At 64.9% G+C, this 20,354-nt stretch carries 19 protein-coding genes; 14 read left to right on the top strand and 5 right to left on the bottom strand.

Going from position 1 to position 20,354, the window contains the following annotated elements; all coding sequences use genetic code 11:
• Nucleotides 1–65 precede the first annotated feature (65 nt).
• The 7 genes from WDX12_RS21360 (at nt 66) to WDX12_RS21330 (ending at nt 7,491) form a co-directional block, all read left to right on the top strand.
• Nucleotides 66–1,556 (top strand): replicative DNA helicase, encoded by a 1,491-nt coding sequence (locus WDX12_RS21360; protein ID WP_434721906.1) that lies wholly within the window; start codon nt 66–68, stop codon nt 1,554–1,556.
• A 227-nt stretch (nt 1,557–1,783) separates the two neighbouring features.
• Nucleotides 1,784–3,202, top strand: coding sequence for a DNA repair protein RadA (gene radA / locus WDX12_RS21355; protein WP_320296364.1), 1,419 nt, complete (start codon nt 1,784–1,786; stop codon nt 3,200–3,202).
• Nucleotides 3,203–3,244: 42 nt separating this feature from the next.
• Nucleotides 3,245–3,919: a CvpA family protein gene (locus WDX12_RS21350; protein ID WP_320296365.1), complete on the top strand. Its 675-nt coding sequence runs from the start codon at nt 3,245–3,247 to the stop codon at nt 3,917–3,919.
• 110 nt (nt 3,920–4,029) lie between these two features.
• Nucleotides 4,030–5,511, top strand: a complete 1,482-nt coding sequence (purF, locus tag WDX12_RS21345; RefSeq protein ID WP_320296366.1) for an amidophosphoribosyltransferase — start codon at nt 4,030–4,032, stop codon at nt 5,509–5,511.
• Between the two features lie 145 nt (nt 5,512–5,656).
• The gene (locus WDX12_RS21340; protein ID WP_434721905.1) at nt 5,657–6,400 is read left to right on the top strand and encodes an SDR family NAD(P)-dependent oxidoreductase; all 744 of its coding nucleotides are present in this window, start codon (nt 5,657–5,659) and stop codon (nt 6,398–6,400) included.
• A gap of 87 nt (nt 6,401–6,487) precedes the next feature.
• Entirely contained in the window at nt 6,488–7,129 is a 642-nt protein-coding gene (locus WDX12_RS21335) for a hypothetical protein (protein ID WP_434721904.1), read from the top strand.
• Between the two features lie 137 nt (nt 7,130–7,266).
• Nucleotides 7,267–7,491 carry a hypothetical protein gene (locus WDX12_RS21330; protein ID WP_027165524.1) on the top strand — a complete coding sequence of 75 codons (225 nt, stop codon included), beginning with the start codon at nt 7,267–7,269 and terminating at the stop codon, nt 7,489–7,491.
• Between the two features lie 307 nt (nt 7,492–7,798).
• Here WDX12_RS21330 and WDX12_RS21325 read toward each other — a convergent pair whose 3' ends face one another.
• Nucleotides 7,799–8,305, bottom strand: a complete 507-nt coding sequence (locus WDX12_RS21325) for an OsmC family protein (protein WP_320296369.1) — start codon at nt 8,303–8,305, stop codon at nt 7,799–7,801.
• A 300-nt stretch (nt 8,306–8,605) separates the two neighbouring features.
• Between WDX12_RS21325 and aguA the strand changes: the two genes are divergently transcribed.
• Both aguA and WDX12_RS21315 read left to right on the top strand, forming a co-directional pair.
• Entirely contained in the window at nt 8,606–9,712 is a 1,107-nt protein-coding gene (gene aguA, locus WDX12_RS21320; protein ID WP_434721903.1) for an agmatine deiminase, read from the top strand.
• Between the two features lie 93 nt (nt 9,713–9,805).
• A complete protein-coding gene (locus WDX12_RS21315; RefSeq protein WP_434721902.1) occupies nt 9,806–10,906 on the top strand; it encodes a polyamine ABC transporter substrate-binding protein in 1,101 nt (366 codons plus the stop codon).
• 15 nt (nt 10,907–10,921) lie between these two features.
• On the opposite strand, the gene WDX12_RS21310 is transcribed toward WDX12_RS21315, so the two are convergent.
• The gene (locus WDX12_RS21310) at nt 10,922–11,677 is read right to left on the bottom strand and encodes a helix-turn-helix transcriptional regulator (RefSeq protein WP_320296372.1); all 756 of its coding nucleotides are present in this window, start codon (nt 11,675–11,677) and stop codon (nt 10,922–10,924) included.
• A gap of 223 nt (nt 11,678–11,900) precedes the next feature.
• Between WDX12_RS21310 and WDX12_RS21305 the strand changes: the two genes are divergently transcribed.
• The 3 genes from WDX12_RS21305 (at nt 11,901) to WDX12_RS21295 (ending at nt 15,393) form a co-directional block, all read left to right on the top strand.
• The gene (locus WDX12_RS21305; RefSeq protein WP_434721901.1) at nt 11,901–13,403 is read left to right on the top strand and encodes a S10 family peptidase; all 1,503 of its coding nucleotides are present in this window, start codon (nt 11,901–11,903) and stop codon (nt 13,401–13,403) included.
• Between the two features lie 141 nt (nt 13,404–13,544).
• Nucleotides 13,545–14,438 carry a DMT family transporter gene (locus WDX12_RS21300; protein WP_434721900.1) on the top strand — a complete coding sequence of 298 codons (894 nt, stop codon included), beginning with the start codon at nt 13,545–13,547 and terminating at the stop codon, nt 14,436–14,438.
• A 40-nt stretch (nt 14,439–14,478) separates the two neighbouring features.
• Entirely contained in the window at nt 14,479–15,393 is a 915-nt protein-coding gene (locus WDX12_RS21295; protein ID WP_434721899.1) for a DMT family transporter, read from the top strand.
• A 182-nt stretch (nt 15,394–15,575) separates the two neighbouring features.
• Here WDX12_RS21295 and WDX12_RS21290 read toward each other — a convergent pair whose 3' ends face one another.
• On the bottom strand, nt 15,576–16,430 hold the full coding sequence (locus WDX12_RS21290) for a LysR substrate-binding domain-containing protein (protein ID WP_434721898.1): 855 nt from the start codon (nt 16,428–16,430) through the stop codon (nt 15,576–15,578).
• A gap of 90 nt (nt 16,431–16,520) precedes the next feature.
• Between WDX12_RS21290 and WDX12_RS21285 the strand changes: the two genes are divergently transcribed.
• Complete coding sequence (locus tag WDX12_RS21285) at nt 16,521–16,928, top strand: tautomerase family protein (RefSeq protein WP_320296377.1); 408 nt, start codon at nt 16,521–16,523, stop codon at nt 16,926–16,928.
• A gap of 31 nt (nt 16,929–16,959) precedes the next feature.
• Here the strand turns inward: WDX12_RS21285 and WDX12_RS21280 are convergent, their stop codons facing one another.
• Nucleotides 16,960–17,466 (bottom strand): RES family NAD+ phosphorylase, encoded by a 507-nt coding sequence (locus WDX12_RS21280; RefSeq protein ID WP_434721897.1) that lies wholly within the window; start codon nt 17,464–17,466, stop codon nt 16,960–16,962.
• Nucleotides 17,463–17,948 (bottom strand): type II RES/Xre toxin-antitoxin system antitoxin, encoded by a 486-nt coding sequence (gene parS, locus WDX12_RS21275; RefSeq protein WP_320296379.1) that lies wholly within the window; start codon nt 17,946–17,948, stop codon nt 17,463–17,465. The genes WDX12_RS21280 and parS overlap by 4 nt, the downstream gene beginning before the upstream one ends.
• Nucleotides 17,949–18,119: 171 nt before the next feature.
• Here parS and WDX12_RS21270 point away from each other — a divergent pair, with 171 nt between their 5' ends.
• On the top strand, nt 18,120–20,342 hold the full coding sequence (locus WDX12_RS21270) for an AMP-binding protein (RefSeq protein ID WP_320296380.1): 2,223 nt from the start codon (nt 18,120–18,122) through the stop codon (nt 20,340–20,342).
• The last annotated feature ends 12 nt before the right edge of the window (nt 20,343–20,354 follow it).

The following is a 20,354-nucleotide window of genomic DNA, read 5'->3' as shown; positions in this document are numbered from 1 at the left end:
GAAAGGTCAGCACCGAATCTTCCCGTTCTGATATCGAGGAAAGCGGGATCGAAATCGGGGATATCATGGCAGAGGCGGCACTGAAATTCGGCGCGGCGGAAACGCCGCTTTATCGCGAGGCACCGAACAACATCGAGGCCGAGCAGGCGCTGCTCGGCGCCATCCTCGTCAACAACGACGCCTTCTACCGCGTCTCGGATTTCCTGAAGCCGGCGCATTTTTACGAGCCGCTGCACCGCCGTATCTTCGAGGTCGCGGCCGAGCTCATCCGCATGGGCAAGATCGCGACGCCTATCACGCTCAAGACCTTCCTGCCGGCCGACGAGAAGGTCGGCGACATGACTGTGGCGCAATATGTCGTGCGCCTTGCCGTCGAAGCCGTCACCGTCGTCAATGCGACCGACTATGGCCGCGCCATCTACGATCTCGCCACGCGCCGTGCGCTGATCACCGTCGGCGAGGACATGGTCAACATCGCCTATGACGCGCCGGTCGACATGTCGCCCTCCGACCAGATCGAGGACGCCGAGCGGCGGCTGTTCGAGCTCGCCGAAACCGGCCGCTATGACGGCGGCTTCGAAAGCTTCAACGATGCGGTCAAGACCGCCGTCGACATGGCCAATGCCGCTTATATGCGCGACGGCCATCTGTCCGGCATCTCGACCGGCCTGCGCGATCTCGACCGCCGCATGGGCGGCCTCCAGCCCTCCGATCTGATCGTGCTCGCCGGGCGCCCGGGCATGGGTAAGACGTCCCTGGCCACCAACATCGCCTTCAACATCGCCGAGGCCTATGTCCCGGCGCAGCAGGCCGATGGCAGCTTCAAGGCCGCCAATGGGGGCGTCGTCGGTTTCTTCTCGCTGGAAATGTCGTCGGAGCAGCTCGCCACCCGTATCATTTCCGAGCAGACCGAGATCTCGTCATCAAAGATCCGCCGCGGCGAAATCACAGAAATGGATTTCGAAAAGCTCGTCGCCTGCTCGCAGACCATGCAGAAGATCCCGCTGTTCATTGACCAGACCGGCGGCATCTCGATCGCGCAGTTGTCGGCTCGGGCGCGGCGTCTGAAGCGCCAGCGTGGCCTTGACCTCATTGTCATCGACTATATCCAGCTGATGCAGGGATCGAGCGCCAAGGCCTCGCAGAACCGCGTGCAGGAAATCACCGAGATCACCACGGGCTTGAAGGCTTTGGCGAAGGAACTCGGCGTGCCGATCATCGCGCTGTCACAGCTGTCGCGTCAGGTCGAAAGCCGCGACGACAAGCGCCCGCAACTCTCGGACCTGCGTGAATCAGGCTCCATCGAGCAGGACGCCGACGTGGTGCTGTTCGTCTATCGCGAGGAATATTACCTCAAGAACCGCGAGCCGAAGCTCGGCACCGAAGAATACGTCAAGTGGGAAAACGAGATGAACGAGGCGCGCGGCAAGGCCGAGTGCATCGTGGCCAAGCAGCGCCACGGACCGACCGGCACCGTCAGCCTCGCCTTCCACGGCGAGTTCACGCGCTTCTCCGATCTGGCTGAAGAGCATCATCTGCCGGAGAGGTTTGAGTAGCGTTTTGGCCAACGTCTCACTCCGTCGCCCCCCTCTCTGTCCTGCCGGACATCTCCCCCTCGAGGGGGGAGATCAGATGTCGCGTCTGCTTTCGCCAATCACCAACGTTGCAGGATGGGCGCCGTCGGCGAAACTGCCGATCTCCCCCCTAGAGGGGGAGATGTCCGGCAGGACAGAGGGGGGCGCGAAGGATCGCGGCGTCCGCCCAGAGCCAAAAAGGTAACAGCGTGGCCAAATCGCGCGTTCAGTTCATCTGCCAGAATTGCGGATCGGTGCATCAGCGCTGGGCCGGCAAATGCGATGCCTGCGGCGAGTGGAACACGCTGGTCGAGGAAGGCACGTCCGGCGGCATCGGCTCGGGGCCGGCGAACACGCGCAACGCGCGCAAGGGCCGCGCCGTGGTGCTGACCAGCCTGTCGGGCGACATCGAGGACGCGCCGCGCATCGTTTCCGGTATCGGCGAGCTCGACCGCGCCACCGGAGGTGGCTTCGTGCGCGGCTCGGCCCTGCTGGTCGGCGGCGATCCCGGCATCGGCAAGTCGACGCTGCTGACGCAGGCAGCCGCAGCACTCGCCTCGAAGGGCCATCGCATCGTCTATGTCTCGGGTGAGGAAGCGGTGGCGCAGATCAGGCTCAGGGCACAGCGCCTCGGCGTCGCCTCGACGCCGGTCGAGCTCGCCGCCGAAACCAATGTCGAGGACATCCTGGCCACCATCGCCGACGGCAAGCGGCCAGACCTCGTCATCCTCGATTCCATCCAGACGCTGTGGACCGACCTTGCCGATTCGGCGCCGGGCACCGTCACCCAGGTGCGCGCGGCCGCTCAAGCCATGATCCGCTACGCGAAATCCACAGGCGCCGCGATCGTGCTCGTCGGGCATGTCACCAAGGAAGGCCAGATCGCGGGCCCTCGCGTCGTCGAGCACATGGTCGACGGCGTGCTCTACTTCGAAGGCGAAGGCAACCACCACTTCCGCATCCTGCGCACGGTGAAGAACCGCTTTGGCCCGACCGACGAGATCGGCGTGTTCGAAATGTCGGACAAGGGCCTGCGCGAGGTGTCCAATCCATCCGAGCTGTTTCTCGGCGAACGCCACGCGAAGTCGCCGGGAGCGGCGGTTTTCGCGGGCATGGAAGGCACAAGGCCGGTGCTGGTCGAGATCCAGGCGCTGGTCGCGCCCTCCTCGCTCGGCACGCCGCGCCGCGCCGTCGTCGGCTGGGACGGCGCGCGGCTGTCGATGGTGCTCGCCGTGCTCGAGGCGCATTGCGGCGTCCGTTTCGGCCAGCACGACGTCTATCTCAATGTCGCCGGCGGCTACCGGATCTCGGAGCCGGCGGCCGATCTCGCGGTCGCCGCCGCGCTGGTTTCGTCGCTCACCGGTCTTGCCCTTCCCGCCGATTGCGTCTATTTCGGCGAAATCAGCCTATCGGGCGCCGTGAGGCCGGTCGCGCACGCGCAGCAGCGCCTCAAGGAAGCCGAAAAGCTGGGCTTTGGAAGCGCGGTGCTGCCACTCGGCAGCGAGGAACTTGTCGGTGGTAATGGGGCCGGGGGGATCGGGGCCGGCGCTTTCCAGCCCACCGAGCTTGCCGACCTTGTGGCGCGCATAGCCGGCTCACGGCGCGGCCGTGCCGATGACGCGGAGTGACGCGGCTCCTCGGGCCGTAAGACAGGAAGTGGGGCGAGAACCATGCCGATTACGCTGCTTGACGGAATCCTCGTTGGCTTCACCCTGGTCTCTGCGATGCTCGCCATGGTGCGCGGCTTCTCCCGCGAAGTGCTCTCGGTGGTTTCCTGGGCGGCAGCGGCGGCGGCGGCATTCTTCTTCTACAAGCCGGTCCTGCCCTATGTTCAGCCCTATGTCGAGAATGACAAGATCGCGATGGCGGCTTCGGCGGGCGTCGTCTTCCTCATCGCGCTGATCGTCGTCTCCGTCATCACCATGAAGCTTGCCGACTGGATCATCGATTCGCGCATCGGCGCGCTCGACCGCACGCTCGGCTTCCTCTACGGCGCGGCGCGCGGCATCCTGGTGGTCGCGGTGGCGCTCATGTTCTTCAACTGGCTGGCCGGTGCCAAGGCGCCCGCCTGGGTCGCCAACGCCAAGTCGCGGCCATTGCTGGAGACGATCGGCGCCAAGCTCGAAAGCGTGCTGCCGGAAAACACCGAGGAACTGGTCAACAAATACACGCATAAGGGCACGCCGCAGGCCGGCGCGCCCGCGACCACCGACCAGCCCGCGGCCGAGCCGCCGGCAGGCGACGACAACGCGCCGGCGCCCGACGACAGCGAGAGCGACGCCCCGGCCGACAACGAGCCGGCTCCGGCGCCTGCCCCGGCTCCCGCTCCAGCGCCGGCAAACTGATTACGGGCAAGCCGACGCGGCTTGTCCCTGTTTGTGAATGCCTGATGGTGCGCGTTGCGTTCCGCGAGAGATCGCCCTATATGGCAGCTTTAGCGGAGCTTGAGCACCAGATGGCAGACTCAACGGCAGATGCAGGCAATGTCCTTTCCGCCGAGGCCGACGATCATTTCCACGACGAATGCGGCGTGTTCGGCATTTTTGGCCGGCAGGACGCGGCAGCCATCGTCACACTCGGGCTGCACGCCCTGCAGCATCGCGGCCAGGAAGCGGCCGGCATCGTTTCGTATGACGGCACCCAGTTCCATGTCGAACGCCATGTCGGCCTGATCGGCGACACCTTCACCAAACAGCGCGTCATCGACAGCCTGCAAGGCAACCGCGCCATCGGCCACACGCGCTATGCCACCACCGGCGGCGCCGGCCTGCGCAACATCCAGCCCTTCTTCGCCGAACTCGCCGATGGCGGCTTGGCGGTCGCCCATAACGGCAACCTCACCAACGCGCTCACCGTGCAGCGCACGCTGCAGAAGCAGGGCTCTATCTTCTCCTCGACCTCCGACACCGAGACGCTGCTGCACCTGGTCGCGACCAGCAAGGAGCGCGACCTGAATTCGCGTTTCATCGATGCGATCCGGCAGGTCGAGGGCGCCTTCTCGCTGGTGGCGATGACCGCCAAGAAGATGATCGGCTGCCGCGATCCGCTCGGCATCCGCCCGCTGGTGCTTGGCGATCTCGACGGCGCCTGGATCCTCGCTTCCGAAACCTGCGCGCTCGACATCATCGGCGCCCGCTTCGTGCGCGACGTCAAGCCCGGCGAAATGGTGGTGGTCACCTCGAAGGGTATCGAGAGCCTGTTCCCGTTCGAGCCGCAGAAGACGCGCTTCTGCATCTTCGAATATGTCTATTTCGCGCGGCCTGATTCCTCGGTCGAAGGCCGCAACGTCTATGATGTGAGGAAGCGCATCGGTGCCGAACTCGCGCAGGAAAGCCCGGTCGAGGCCGACATCGTCGTGCCGGTGCCGGATTCCGGCACGCCGGCCGCGATCGGATTCAGCCAGGCCGCAGGCATTCCCTTCGAGCTCGGCATCATCCGCAACCACTATGTCGGGCGCACCTTCATCCAGCCGGGCGATTCGATCCGCCACATGGGCGTGAAGCTGAAGCACAACGCCAACCGTCGCATGATCGAGGGCAAGCGCGTGGTGCTGGTCGATGATTCGATCGTGCGCGGCACCACCAGCCAGAAGATCGTGCAGATGGTGCGCGAGGCCGGCGCCAGGGAAGTGCATATGCGCATCGCCTCGCCGCCGACCAGCGCGTCCTGCTTCTACGGCGTCGACACCCCGGAGAAGTCGAAACTGCTTGCATCGCGCATGTCGGTCGAGGAGATGGCGGAATTCATCCGCGTCGATTCACTCGGCTTCCTGTCCATCGACGGGCTCTACCGCGCCGTCGGCGAGGCACGCCGCGACAACGACCAGCCGCAATTCTGCGACGCATGCTTCACGGGACAGTACCCCACCCGCCTGCTCGACTTCGAAGGCCATGACAATGTGCGCACGCTGTCGCTGCTGGCGAGCGGCGGGGCGTAATCGCAGTATTTGTTTTGACGCAATTCCGGACGGAAAACCGCTGGACACTTTTCCTGGAATTGCAGTGTTTGTTTTTGACGCAATTCCGGACGGAAAACCGTTACACACTTTTCCTGGAATTGCTCCAGCTCACGGAAACTCCTGAATGACCCTCGACCTTTCCGGCCGCCTGGCGGTCGTAACCGGCGCCTCGCGCGGCATCGGCTATTTCATCGCCAAGGAACTGGCGGCGGCCGGCGCGCATGTGATCGCGGTTGCCCGCACCGTGGGCGGATTGGAAGAGCTCGACGACCAGATCAAGGCGGACGGCCGGGGCCAGGCGACGCTGGTGCCGCTCGACCTGACCGACATGGCCGGCATCGACCGTCTCGGCGGCGCCATCCACGAGCGCTGGGGCAAGCTCGATATCCTGGTTGCCAATGCCGGCGTGCTCGGCGTGATCTCGCCGATCGGCCATGTCGAGGCCAAGACATTCGAGAAGGTGATGACCATCAACGTCACCTCGACCTGGCGGCTGATCCGCTCGGTCGATCCGCTGCTGAGGCTCTCAGACGCCGGCCGCGCCATCATCCTGTCGTCCAACGCGGCCCATTCGGCGCGCGCCTTCTGGGCGCCCTATGCCGCTTCCAAGGCCGCGGTCGAAACGATGATGCGCTCCTGGGCGCATGAGACCGAGACCCTGCCGCTGCGGGTGAACGCCGCCGATCCGGGCGCCACCCGAACGGCAATGCGCGCGCAGGCCATGCCCGGCGAGGATCCGGAGACGCTGCCGCATCCGTCCGAGATCGCCAGGCGCATCGTGCCTCTGGCAAGCCCGGAGCTGAAAGAGACGGGTCTGATCTTCCAGGCCAAGCACAACCGCTTCGTCGCCTACCGCCAGCCCGAATAGGTTCGGACAAACCTGACCGCCACGCGGATGAAACAGGCCTCCGGCAACGTTCTTCGAATGTGGACATTCGAAAACCGGAGGACCGACATGCGTAGACCCACTCTGCTTGCCGCCACGGTCATTGCCGCGGCGCTTGGGGCCACAGCCGGCGTAGCCCTCTCGCAAGACAAGACCATGAGCTTCTTCGTCACCAGTGTCGGCTCCGGCAAGGGCGCCGATCTCGGCGGACTGAAAGGCGCCGATGCCCATTGCGCCTCGCTCGCGGAAGCGGCCGGCGTGACCGGCAAGACCTGGCACGCCTATCTTTCCTCCAGCACGGAAGACGCGCGCGACCGCATCGGCAAGGGTCCGTGGTTCAACGCCAAGGGCGAGAAGATCGCCGACGATATCGCCTCGCTGCACAGCGACGCCAACAGCATCACAAAGCAGACGGCGCTGACCGAAAAGGGCGAGGTGATCAACGGCCGCGGCGACACGCCGAACCGTCACGACATGTTGACCGGCTCCAAGCCCGACGGCACCAGGATCGCTGACCAGACCTGCGGCGACTGGACGATGAGCGGCGCCGAGGGCGCTGCCATGATGGGCCATCACGACCGCACCGGGCTCGACGATTCGGCGGCGGCGAAGTCGTGGAATTCCTCGCATGCCTCGCGCGGCGGCTGCAGCCAGGAGGCGCTCAAAGGCACCGGCGGCGACGGCCTGTTCTACTGTTTCGCGGCCGAGTGAGCCCGAAGCCCGATCGGCCCATTCACGGGTCTGTGAACGGGGCGGCGAAAGCGTGTTCCGCCGCCCTGCTTTCGCCGTGCCGAGGGAGTTGCTAGGATCAATCCGACTCCGACATTTCAGCAAAGCGAGGAATTCCCATGGCTGCTACTCCCAGCGTAGCGTTGGTCTGGTATCTGGTGATCGCCGGCCCGCAAGGCGGCATGGTGGTGCTGCCCAGCACCTTCGACACCCGCGAACAATGCACCAACGCCGTCACCGAATATCAGAAGCAGCCGACGCCGCAGGGCTGGGCCGTGCAATGCGTGCCGAGCGCCTCGCCGTTCACCGATGAAGGGGACGCGGAGACGCCCTCGGCGCAGTAGCGGGGGGCTGATCTCTCCTCTTTCGTTGAAGGGCGCGACTTCTGCTTCGTCATCCTAGGGCGAAGCAAGGAGCGAAGCGACGCGGCGCAGACCCTAGGATCCATGCCGTGACACTAAAGCGTTGCAGCGGTTACAGAATTCTGTACCGCGGCGCTTCACGTCGAAGGTCACGGAATGGATCCTCGGGTCAAGCCCGAGGGATGACGAAGGCACGGGCCGCCGCAAAGCTAGGCGCTGAAACGTCGGCGGGACAGCGCCCCCCTCTGCCCTGCCGGGCATCTCCCCAACAAGGGGGAGATCAGCAGTTTCAACGCCCCGCGCTCACGCTCAACGCCGGCTTGTTGTTGATTGTCTGGAACACCACGCAATAGCGCTCGGTGAGCTTCATGAGCGAATCGACGCGCTCCTGCGGCTCGTCGGTGTCGAGGTCGAATTTCAGCCTGATCTCGCGGAAGCCGACCGGCGCGTCGCGGGCGACGCCGAGCGTGCCGCGAAAATCGAGGTCGCCCTCGGCCTCGACCGTGGCGTTGCCGAGCTTGAACTCCAACGCCGTCGCCACCGCTTTCAACGTCACGCCGGCGCAAGCGACCAGCGCCTCCAGCAGCATGTCGCCCGAACACAGTTCGAGGCCCGAGCCGCCGGTGGCCGGATGAAGGCCAGCCACGGCAAGCGCCCTGCCCGTTTCCACCTTGCAGGCGATCGACTGGTCGTCGAGCGAGCCTCTCGCCCTTAGCGTGATCAGTGCGCGCGCGGCGTCCTCGCGATAGGCTTCCTTCAGCGGCGCCTGCATGGCCTTGAGTGCGGTCGCGTCCATTGCCTGTCCTTTTCGTCCACTGCTTCCTGCTTCGGCATCCGCCGCCTGGCCGAGATTTGCCTCGATCGGCCAGGAAGGCAATCGCATTTATCCCTGCCGCCTTTCAGGCTCGGAGCGCTTCGTGGCTTCAAGGACGGTCAACCGGCCCAACTCTTTGTTTCGGCGCAATTTCCGGAAGCAAACTGCCGGGACGACTTTCGCCGGCGGCGCGCCTCTATCCCAAATGGGACATTGACGGACGATGCCGCGAAAACGTCTGATCCGGGCAAATGTCATCTTCCATTTTCGGGTGATCCCGCAATGCCACGAACCCTGTCGACGAAGCCGAAACAGGACGGATTTCGCGCGCCCGGCGAGTTCGAGCCCAAATCGGGCTGCTGGCTGATCTGGCCCGAGCGGCCCGACACATGGCGCCTTGGCGCCAAGCCGGCGCAGACGCTGTTTGCCAATGTCGCCGCGGCGATCGCGCAAAGCGAACCGGTGACGGTGGCGGCATCCGGCCGACAGTGGCAGAACGCCAGGGCCCGGTTGCCTGACCATGTGCGGGTGGTCGAGATGTCCACCAACGATTCCTGGCTGCGCGACAGCGGCCCGAATTTCGTCATCAACGATCAAGGCTCCGTGCGCGGCGTCGACTGGACCTTCAACGCCTATGGCGGGTTCGACGGCGGGCTCTACGCGCCCTGGGACCTGGACGACCTGGCGGCGCGAAAAGTGCTCGAAATCGAGCGGATGGATCGCTATCGCGCGCCGCTGATCGCCGAGGGCGGAGGCCTGCAGTGCGACGGCCAGGGCACGCTCATAACGACGGAGCAATGCCTGCTCAATCGAAATCGCAACGCCCATCTCGGCAAGGCCGAGGTGGAACGGCAACTGGGCGACTATCTCGGCGTCGATGCCATCATCTGGCTGCCGCGCGGCTTCGCCTTCGACGAGACGGACGGCCATGTCGACGATGTCTGCTGCTTCGTGCGGCCGGGCGTGGTCGTGCTGAGCTGGACCGACGATCGCGATGACCCGCAATACGAGATCGTGCGCGAGGCCGAGGAGGTGCTGCGCTCGGCCTGCGACGCGCGTGGCCGCGCGCTCGAGGTGCATCGCCTGCCGCATCCCTTGCCGATCGAGATGACGCCGGAAGAAAGCGAAAGCGTCGATCGGCTCGATTCGACCTGGGCGCGCCCGGCCGGCAACCGGATCGCTGCGAGCTACATCAACTACTATCCGGGCAACAGTGTCGTGGTCGTGCCGGAGTTCGGCTCCGATCTCGACGTGAAGGCGAAGGCGAAGCTGGCCGAGCTGTTCCCCGACCACAAAATCGTCGGCATCGAGAACTCGCGCGAGATCCTGCTGGGCGGCGGCAATGTCGCTTGCATCACCTTGCCGGTCTATGCGCCGCAACGACGTTGAGGGACCAAGCCCGCCGGCCGAACCGGGGGCGAAAAACGGAACGAAGGCTGCGCAATCCGTCAGCGCCAGCCTGAAGCAAGAAGGAGGACAATCATGCGCGCCCTGATCCCGTCAATCCTGGTCGCCGGACTTGCTTGCGGCATCGCCGGCACGGCCGCGGCGGATGAGGAAAAAGTCGTCAACGTCTACAACTGGTCGGACTATATCGCGCCGGACACGGCCGAGAAATTCGAGAAGGAGACAGGCATCAAGGTCCGCTACGATGTCTATGACGGCAACGAGGTGCTGGAGACAAAGCTGCTCACCGGCGGCTCGGGATATGACGTGGTCTATCCTTCGGCCTATCCGTTCCTGAAGAACCAGGTGAAGGCCGGGGCTTTCCTGGAGCTCGACGGGTCGAAACTCGCAAACCACGCAAAGATCGATCCGCAAGCCCTTTCGCTGATCGGGGGCGCCGACCCGCAAAACAAGCATGCCGTGCCCTACATGGCCGTCACCGACGGCATCGGCTACGACGTCGCCGCGGTCAAGCAGCGGCTGCCGGACGCGCCGACGAATTCCTTCGCCATGGTCTTCGATGTCGACGTGGTCAAGAAGCTCTCGGATTGCGGGGTGGCGATGATCGACGCGCCGGCCGAAGTCATCCCGATGGCGCTCAACTATCTGCATATCGACCCGAGATCGACCAGTCCCGACGACCTCGCCAAGGTCGAGGAATTGATGGGCAAGGTGCGTCCCTACATCCGTTATTTCCATTCGTCGAAATACATCAACGACCTGGCCAACGGCGACATCTGCGTCGTGCTGGGCTGGTCGGGCGATATCCTTCAGGCAAGGACCCGTGCCGCCGAATCCGCCAAGAAGCTGGAGATCGCCTATTCCATTCCGAAAGAAGGCACGCTCATCAACTACGACACGATGGCGGTGCCGAAGGATGCGCCGCATCCCGACAACGCCATGGCCTGGATCAACTTCAACCTGCGGCCCGACATCGCCGCGGCCAACTCCAGCTATGTCTCCTATGCCAACGCGATACCGGAGTCCCTGCCGCTGATGGACAAGGCGATCGCCGGCGATCCGGGCGTCTTTCCTCCCGACGACGTGAAGGCCAAGCTGTTCGTGGTCAACAACAGCGACGCAAAGCTGCTGCGGTCGCAAAACCGCATGTGGACGCGCGTGGTGACGGGTCAGTAGGGCCGGCGCGAAATATCAGTCGCGCGCGGCTTCGCGAATTGCCGCCAGCAACTCCACCTGGGAGTGCACGCCGAGCTTGCGGTAGACCTGCTTGATGTGGTTGCGGGCCGTGCCGGGTGAGATGGAGAGGCTTCGCGCAATGGTCTTGGCGTTGCCGCCCTCGATCAGGTGCCGCGCGATCTCGCGCTCGCGTGGGCTCAGCCCCGATCGCGCGACCTCGATTGCCCCGCCCTTGTCGCGAAGGCGACACAGGTGAAACAACTTTTCCAGGATGAGCCTGGTCGCGCCGCCCGCGGCGCAGGCGAGCGCCAGATCCCGCTCGCCGAAGGGCGGTTCCCCATTGCGCCGCAGAAAGGTGACATAGCCGGCCGTCAGCCTGTCGAGATTGAACACGCCGGTTATCTCGTCGAAGCTGTCGGAGGGGCCGTAGAACTCGCGGTAGTAGGGCGAAAGCTGGAAATCGCCGTCGCGGAGGGCAGATAGCGGCAGCAGGAAATCCTGCCGCGTGCTGGCGAAGCGCTGGAAGAAGGGATCCAGCCGATAGACCCGGGCATCATAGTCGCGGTTCCAGCGGTCGGGCCCGGCATCGTCGATCGTCACGGACGTGATGTCGCGGCGATAGAAGCCGACATAGACGCGATCGGAATCGAGCAGCACGCCAGCCGCCGCGGTGAAGCAAGCCGACAGTTCCTCGGGCGTCGCGGCGCCGGCCGCTGCGGCGACACCGCCGCTCCAGCGTGCAAACCGGTCGAGGGAGAAATTCGAGAGCATTCGCGCCTAGCCTAGCGCATGCCGCCGCAAGTTCAACATGGCGAATGCCAGCAAAGCCAAGCGGTACAGTGGTCGGAGAACAACTCCGTCAACGCCAACCGACACTGGCGGAAAGGGGCGCGGAATACGATTTGGCGACGCGGGACCGCCGACCACCCGTCATTCTCTTTGACTTCGGTCGCTCCGGCCATACTTTGGCGGGAGTCGTTCCCGCGGAGATGTCATGCGGCCCACTTTGAAACTCGCTCCCCTCGCCCTCCTGGCGCTCGCCGCCTTCGTCCAGCCGGCGTTCGCCGAGACACCCGAGCGCCCCGCCTCCCAAGGCGGCGTGCTGTCGCTCCTGCCGGCGCCGCAGGTGACCGAGCATTCGATCACGCTTGGTGGGCGCAAGCTGGATTACCAGGCCAAGGCCGGCACGCTGTCGCTCTTGTCCGGCAAGGGCGAGGTCACGGCCCAGATCTTCTATGTCGCCTATACGCAGCAATCGCCGGTACCGGCGAAGGACCGGCCGATCACCTTCGTCTTCAATGGCGGGCCGGGCGCGGCGTCGGCCTATCTGCATCTCGGCGCGATCGGGCCGCGCATCGTCGCGACCGCCGCCGACGGCGAGTTCCTGCGACCGCCGCAAAAGCTGATCGACAATCCCGACAGCTGGCTCGACATGAGCGATCTCGTCTTCGTCGATCCCGTCGGCACCGGCTACAGCCGCGAAGCGCCGGGGCATGAGCCCAAGGAATTCTGGAGCGTCGACGCCGACGCCAGCTCGGTCGGCGCCTTCATCCGCCTCTATCTGGCGCAAAACGGCCGCACCGGATCGCCGCTGTTCCTCGCCGGCGAGAGTTATGGCGGCTTTCGCGCCGCGCTGCTTGCCCGCACGCTGCAGGAGGATGTGGGCCTGAGCCCCAGCGGCGTCGTGCTGATCTCGCCGGCGCTGGAGTTCATGCTGGTGCGCCCGGACCAGTTCGACCAGTTGCACTGGGCGCTGGAGCTGCCTTCGCTCGCGGCGACGCGGCTCAAGGGCGACGGCGTCAGTGGTGATGCGTTGCGCGACAGGCTGGCCGAGGTCGAGCGTTACGCGCTCGGCGACTACCTGACGGCACTGAACAGCGGGCTGGAGCAAGGCGGCAAGCTCACCAGCGGACGCGTTTCAGAAATCACCGGCCTGCCGCTCGAGCTCGTCCAGCGCAATTTTGCCCGCATCCCCACCGGGCTTTTCGCCAAGGAATTCCAGCGCGCCACGGGCAAGGTGCTCAGCCCCTATGACGCCACCATCGGCACCGCCGACATCGTGCCGCAAAGCGCGCGCGACGAGACCCCCGACCCGGTTCTCGACCGCAGCGTTCCGGTGCTGACCTCCGCCTTCGTCGCCTATGCCCGCGACGAGCTCAACTACCGCACTGAGGTCAGCTACAGGCTGCTCAATGGCGAGATCAGCCGCAACTGGGATTACGGCATGTCGGGCCAAGGTTATGCCGGCGTGATGAACGACCTGCAGCGCGCCCGCTCACTCAACCCTGCGCTGAGCGTCGTCATCGTCAACGGCTACACCGACCTCGTCACGCCCTATCTCGCCTCGCGCTATCTGGTGAACCAGGTCCCCTCGCTGGCCGACGCCAAGCCGATCCGGCTCGACGTCGTCGAGGGCGGCCATATGATGTATCTGCGGCCGGACGGAAGGCGCGCGCTGAAGGACGCGGCATCGGAGCTTTATCAGGCGACGCAGTAGCTCCCGACCGGCCCGCGGCAAAGGACCTGCGCCAACGCAAGCGCCGCGCTGGAGCAGCGCAGCGCCTGTTTTCGCCCGTATAGCTGCGGGCGCGGCTCCGACTGGGGCGGAACCGCCTCACGCAAACACGCTGAAACCCGCATGGCCGATGTCGTCGTCCTCGAAAGCCGCGAAAGGGTGCTGGCCGGCATCCTGTTCACGGCCGCCGCTTATTTCCTGTTTTCGGCGCAGGACGCCTCGATCAAGCTCCTGGTCGTCGGCATGACGGTCTGGCAGATCATGTTCGTCCGCTCGATCACCGTGCTCGTCGCCTGCGGCGTAATCGGCGGCAAACGGCTGTTCGCCGATACGATCGACTCGCCGATCGTCAAGCCGATGCTGGTGCGCAGCGCCTTCACGCTGGCCGCCTGGCTTTGCTATTACAACGCCGCGCGCTCGCTGCAGCTCGCCGAGCTCACCACCATCTACTACGCCGCGCCGATCATCGTCACCGTGCTGTCCGTGCTTATCCTGGGCGAGGCGGTGCCGCTCTTGCGCTGGCTCGCGGTGTTCATCGGTTTCGTCGGCGTCTTCATCGCCTGCGATCCGACGCGGCTCGGCCTCTCCGTGCCGGTGCTCCTGGTGCTGGCCGCCGCTGTTCTATGGGGCATCGCGGTGGTGCTGCTGCGCAAGACTGCGCTGCAGGAGCGCACGACGATCCAGCTCGTGCTCAACAATTTCTATTTCCTGCTCTTCTCGGCCGTGCCGGCGCTGCTCTGGTGGCGCATGCCCGACGGAACGCAGTTCCTTTTGCTTGTCAGCGTCGGGGCGCTCGGCGGCGTGGCGCAATACGTGCTGTTCGAAGGCATGAAGCGCGCGCCGGTGTCGATCATCGCGCCGTTCGAATACACCTCGCTGGTCTGGGCCTTCGCGCTGGGCTACGCCATCTGGGGCGACCTGCCGCGTACGGAAGTGTTCATCGGCGCGGCGCTGATCGTCGGCGCCGGCCTGCTTATCGTCGGCAACGAGCGTTTCCGCAAACGGGAGCAGGCCTGATGACAGAAGGCTGTCAGGAGCAACCCAATAGTCTGGCGCCATGACGGATACGCTCGAATTGCCCGAAAAGCTTAGGCCCGCCGCCGACACCGCCGCCGAGCGCACGCTCGGCATCATCCTCGTGTCGGCCTCGGCGATCGCCTTCGCGCTCACCGGCGTGCTGACCAAGTCGATCCATGCCGATCCGCTGACCATCACCTGCTGGCGCGGTTTTTTCGGCTCGATCCTGATCACGCTCTACGTGCTGTGGCGCCGGCGCCGCTCGGGTGGGCGCGAAAGCCTGAAACTCGGCTGGCGCGGCTGGCTGCTTGCGGTCGAGGGCGCTGCCGCCAGCATCGCCTTCATCTCGGCCTTCAAATTCACTTATGTCGCCAATGTCGCCGTCATCTATGCGACCTCGCCTTTCATCGCAGCGTTGCTCGCCTTCCTTCTGGTGCGGGAAAAATTCCGGCTGCAGACGATGGTTGCGGCCGCCGTATCGCTTTGCGGCGTCGCCATCATGGTGGGCGCCGGCCTCGGCAACGGGCACCTGTTCGGCGATGGGCTGGCGCTTTTGATGACCGCCGGCAGCGCGCTCTACATGATCATGGTGCGCGCTTTTCGCGATTCGCCGGTCGTCTGGGCCGGCGCTGTCTCGGCCTTCCTGCTTTTCGTGCTCGGCTGGTTCGTCACCGATCCGCTGGCCGTGTCCGCCCGCGACGTGGCGCTGCTTGCCACCTTCGGCTGCTCCTTCGCGCTTGCCTCGATCCTGTGGACGGAAGGCTCCCGGCTGATCCCGTCGGCGGAAGCCGGGCTGCTGGGTTCCGCCGAGGTGCCGTTCGCCATCGTGTTTGCCCTGCTGTTCCTCGGCGAAGTCCCGCCGATGGCCAGCATCATCGGCGGCGCCATCGTGCTTTGCGCGGTTTTCGCGCATGCCGGACGCGACTGGATGAAGGCGAAATCGGCGCGTTCGTAAAATATTTTCGCGGTCACGGAACCATCATCCGACTCAGGCATTGTTAGCCTGACGGGTCACCCCCCAAGTCCCCCCAAACCCCTCGACCCGTCCGACTAGAAGCCGACCCGCAAAAAGGTCGGCTTTTTCTTTGGGGCTTCATTGTTTTGGGCAGTTCCCGGGAAATGGCGCCGCGATTCCGTTCAGGACGACAAGGCCAGGCCGCTGCCCAGAAGCTGTGCCAAATCCCGCGCCGGGAGGGGGGCCTCGCGGCCTAGCCGAATGGCGAAGTCGGCCATCGGCAGCGGCGGCAGGTCGAAATCGGCAGAGGCCTCCACAATACCCGAATGGGCGAAACGCCGGGTGCGCGGCGTCAGCGCGATGCCGGCATTGACCGCGCTGCGCAGGCCGGCAAGGCTGGCGCTGCCGGCGGCGATGCGGTAGCGGCGGCCGGCCGAGTCGAGCGCATTGAGCGCGGCCTCGCGGAAGCCGCAATAGGGATCGAGCAGCGCCAGCGGCACCGCTTCGGGCTGCGCCGCCAGTCCTTTTTCCGAGCAGAGCCACAGCATCGGTTCGCTGATCAGCGCCACCTCATCTGGCGATGCGGCATGGCGCATGGTGATCGCGAGGTCCAACTGGCCTGCCTGCAGCGCCGATCCGAGCTCCAGGGAGCGGCCGACGCGCAGCTCGATCCGCACACGTGGATGGCTGGTAGCGAAGGCGCGCAACAGGTCCGGCAGGCCTTGATCGGCGAAATCCTGCGTCGTGCCGATGGCGATGCGGCCGCCGGCGCGCGCACCTTTCAGCGCCAGCCACGCCTCGGTGTGGACGGCGAGGATGCGCCGGGCGTGGCCGACAAGGTCCTCGCCGGCCGGGCTCAGCCCGCGTCCCCTGCCCTGCGGGGTGAGCAGCGGCTCGCCGACGATCTCTTCCAGCCGCTGCATCTGTGCGGTTACCGCCGACGGCGTGCGGCCGACAGTGGACGCGGCCTTGGCGAGCGAGCCGCTATCGACGAAGGCAAGGAAGGTTTTCAAAAGATCCGGATCGAGCGTCTCCATACTTCGATAATATCGAATCAATTATCAAAAACAATTCGATTTTATTGATGCTACGACGGTGACATGGTTCGCCAACCCGAAGGAGAGAAAATGCCTATCATCAATATCAGCGTCACCGGCAAGCCCGACGCCAAGCTGTCCGCCGCGATCGCCAGGGAAGCGACCGAAATCACGGCGACGCTGCTGCGCAAGGATCCGACCATTACAGCTGTCGCCGTCAACTACATCGATCCGCAGCACTGGTTCGCCGGCGGCAAGTCGCTCGCCGAGCACGGCACCAGCACGTTCTGGCTCGACATCAAGGTCGTCGACGGCACCAACACCAAGCTCGAGCTCGAAGCCTATCTGAAGGCGATATTCGAGACTTTCGGCCGGCTGCTCGGCGGCGTGCATGAGGAGAGTTATGCCTTCGTGCATGAGGTGCCGGCGGCGGCCTACGGCTATGGCGGCAAGAGCCAGGAGTTTCGGTTCATCAGCGGAAGGCTGAAGGCGGCGTGAGAGTGTTTTGCTCCTCCGCCCGGACGGTACGCTATCTAGCTGGAGGATGGAGCCTGGTATCCAGCGCGAAATCCTCCTGCAGGTGCGGCTTGTAGAGGCCGCTCGCCCGGCCGGGATCGAACACCAGGTTCCAGCTATGCTGGGACACGGCGCTTGGAATCAGAAACAAGGGGTGCTCTGCCAGCAGACCGTCGCCAAACTGTTGCTGCCCCGCGCTTGGAATGCCTGGCCGAAGCCAGTTCGCGTTTGGAATATCGCCGATTTCCACAACATGAATTTTCGAAGGATCGGCGATCTCGAATGCCGTCAGCACGTGGCGGACTGTATCGAGCGTGCGAAATCCTTTGTGTACAGCCACCTCCAGAATGGCGGTCGAGGGGTCAATGGATGCATAGACGGCCCTGACACCTTTGCCGTTCCACCTTCCCCCAAGCTTGAAGGCTCCCTCGCCGCTATCCCAGCTTGCCTGGAAGCGTTTGTGATCAAGCCTCCAGCCGAGGACTTCTCCCGTCCCAAGAGAACCCGGCAAAGGCGTCACGCGTAGACACCATAGTCGAGCCGCTCGAGGAATTCCTGGACAAGGACAGTGCCCGCCGCCGTGGCCAAGAGATCGATCGGTCGCCGGTTGTCCAAGCCCATGGCGGGCTCAATCATCCACTTTTCGGCCGCTTCCTGAGTGCCGAGAATGGACGTGGCCTTGGTGAGAACCCTGGCGAAATTCCAGGTCCTTGAGCCCTGCTCCCGATTGAGCGTCCTGGAGTGATCCGATTTGTGCCGCTGAAATGTCCGCTCGCTCATGCCGAATGCCGCCTCGAAGGCGTCTGCTTCGATGACGGTCAGTTGCCTGACAAGGCTTTCCAGAGCCTGGCTTGGAATTCCATGCAGGATCATTTCATGGGCCTCGAGCGGGTTGGATACCGAGGATCCAAGAACCTTCGGCCCACCGAACAGGTCGACCAGCCGTTCGAACTCCGGTTCCATATGCAGTGCTTCGGCAAACCCCGTCGGAAAACTGGCCATTTTTACGTCTCACGTCACGTGTCACTTTATTTACGACATATGTCATAGCTTTTCAAGTGGAGATCGAGGCGCTGCATCACCCCACATTGACCTTGCCCACGCTTCCGCTACCCTCTGCCCCGAAGCGGCCGTTCAAGAGCCGCGCCCTGGAGGAGACTGGGAGAGAGCGGCATGATCCTGACCCTGGCGCTGCTGGCGGGCCTTGTTCTTGCCTGGCTGCTGATCGCGGTGATCGAGAGGTTCCGGCTCGACCTGCGCTTCACCCAGGCGCTGCTCTATGTGCCGTTCAAGCTCGCCTACCGCATCGCCGACAACCGCATCCGCATTGCCCGCAGCGCCAAGACGCCGGTGATCTACGTGGTCTCGCACCAGTCGCGCATCGAACCGGCGCTGATGCTGTCGCTGCTTCCCGACGACACGCTGCATATCCTGGACGAGGCCTCGGCGCGCTCGCCCTGGCTGGAACCGTGGCGCGAGCTTGGGCGCACGATCGCCTTCAACGCCGAGCATGTCTACGTCAGCCGGCGGCTGGTGCGCGTGCTGAAGGGCAAGGGGCGGCTTGCCGTATACCTGCCCGACAATGTCGAGCCGGACGTCAAATCCTTCCGGCTGTTTCGCGCCATAACCCGCATCGCCATGCAGGCCGACGCGAGCATCGTGCCGATCTTCGTTGCCGGCACACGCGACCTGCCGGTGTCGCTGACGCCGAACGAGAAAGCGCCGCGCCACTGGTTCCCGCGGCTTTCGATGAGCGTGCTGGAGCCAATGACCATCGCCGAATTGGTGGCGCGCAATCCCGACATGGCCTCCAACACCAACGCGCTGTTCGACCGTTTCGCCGAGGCGCGGCTCTACGGCACCAATCTCGACCGTGGCCTCTTCCTTGCCATGCGCGACGCCGCCGATCGCGTCGGCCCTTCGCATCCGATCATCGAGGATGTGATTTCCGGCTCGCTCAGCTACCGCAAGCTGTTCATCGGCGCGCGCGTGCTCGGCCGCCATTTCGAGGCGGTGACGGCGCCGGGCGAAGCGGTCGGCGTGCTGTTGCCCAACGCCAATGGCGTGGTGCTATCCTTCGTCGGCCTGATCTCCGCGGGCCGCGTCGCGGCGATGATCAACTACACCGCCGGCCCGGCGAGCGTAACCGCGGCGATCCGCACCGCCGTCATCCGCACCGTGATCTCGTCCCGCGCCTTCATCGAAAAGGCCGCCATCGACGACATCGTCGCCGCGGTCGAGGCAGGCGGCGCCAAGATGCTGTGGCTGGAGGATGTGCGCGCCAGCGTGACCACGCTGGACAAGATCGCGGCCGCACTTCTATGGCGCTTGCCGTTGCAGCGGCAGCAGGCGGGCAAACCGGCGGTGATCCTGTTCACCTCCGGCTCGGAAGGCACGCCGAAGGCAGTGGTGCTGTCGAACCGCAACCTGCTTGCCAATGTCATGCAGGCCGAGGCGCGCGTCTCAGTCTCGCCGGCCGATATCCTGCTCAACGTGCTGCCGGTGTTCCACTCCTTCGGGTTGACCGGCGGCACCATCCTGCCGCTGGTGCTGGGGATAAAGCTGTTCCTCTATCCCTCGCCGCTGCACTACAAGATCATCCCGGAGATCGCCCGCAAGGTGAAGCCGACCGTGATGTTCGGCACCGACACCTTCCTCGCCAATTACGCGCGCACCGCCAAGGACGGCGACTTTTCCAGCCTGCGCTTCGTCGTGGCCGGCGCGGAAGCGGTGAAGCCGGAAACACGGCGCACCTACCGTGACCGTTTCCAGGCCTCGATCGTCGAAGGTTTCGGGCTGACCGAGGCGGCTCCGGTAGTGGCCGTGAACACCGCCATCCATGGCCGCGACGGCACGGTCGGGCGGCCGCTGCCGGCCATCCGCATGAAGCTGGAGCCGGTCGAAGGCATCGCCGAGGGCGGCCGGCTGTGGCTCGACGGGCCGAACATGATGATGGGCTACATGACCGCCGACCGTCCCGGCGAATTGCAGCCGCTGGAAGGCTGGCACGACACCGGCGACATCGTTTCGATCGACCGCGAAGGCTTCATCACCATACGCGGGCGGGCCAAACGCTTCGCCAAGATCGCCGGCGAGATGGTGTCGCTGGGCGCCGTCGAGATGCTGGTGCAGTCGCTATGGCCGGAAGAGCGCCACGCGGCGGTTGCCGTGCCCGACAAGAGGCGTGGCGAGCGCATCGTGCTGGTCACCACCGCCGACGACGCCAGTGCCGAGGAACTGCGCCAGTTCGGCAAGAAAGCCGGCGCGGCCGAGCTGATGGTGCCCAACGACATCATCAAGGTGGAAGAAATCCCGGTGCTGGGCTCGGGCAAGACCGATTACATCTCGGCCCGCAAGCTGGCGATCGACCGGCTGGGGCTGGGCGTGGCGGCTTAGATAGATCGCCGA

Origin of the sequence: Mesorhizobium sp. RIZ17 (assembly GCF_051127865.1) — a bacterium.
Lineage (GTDB): Bacteria > Pseudomonadota > Alphaproteobacteria > Rhizobiales > Rhizobiaceae > Mesorhizobium > Mesorhizobium humile.
Note: the sequence above shows the minus strand (reverse complement) of the source record. Positions and strands in the feature narration are given on the sequence as shown.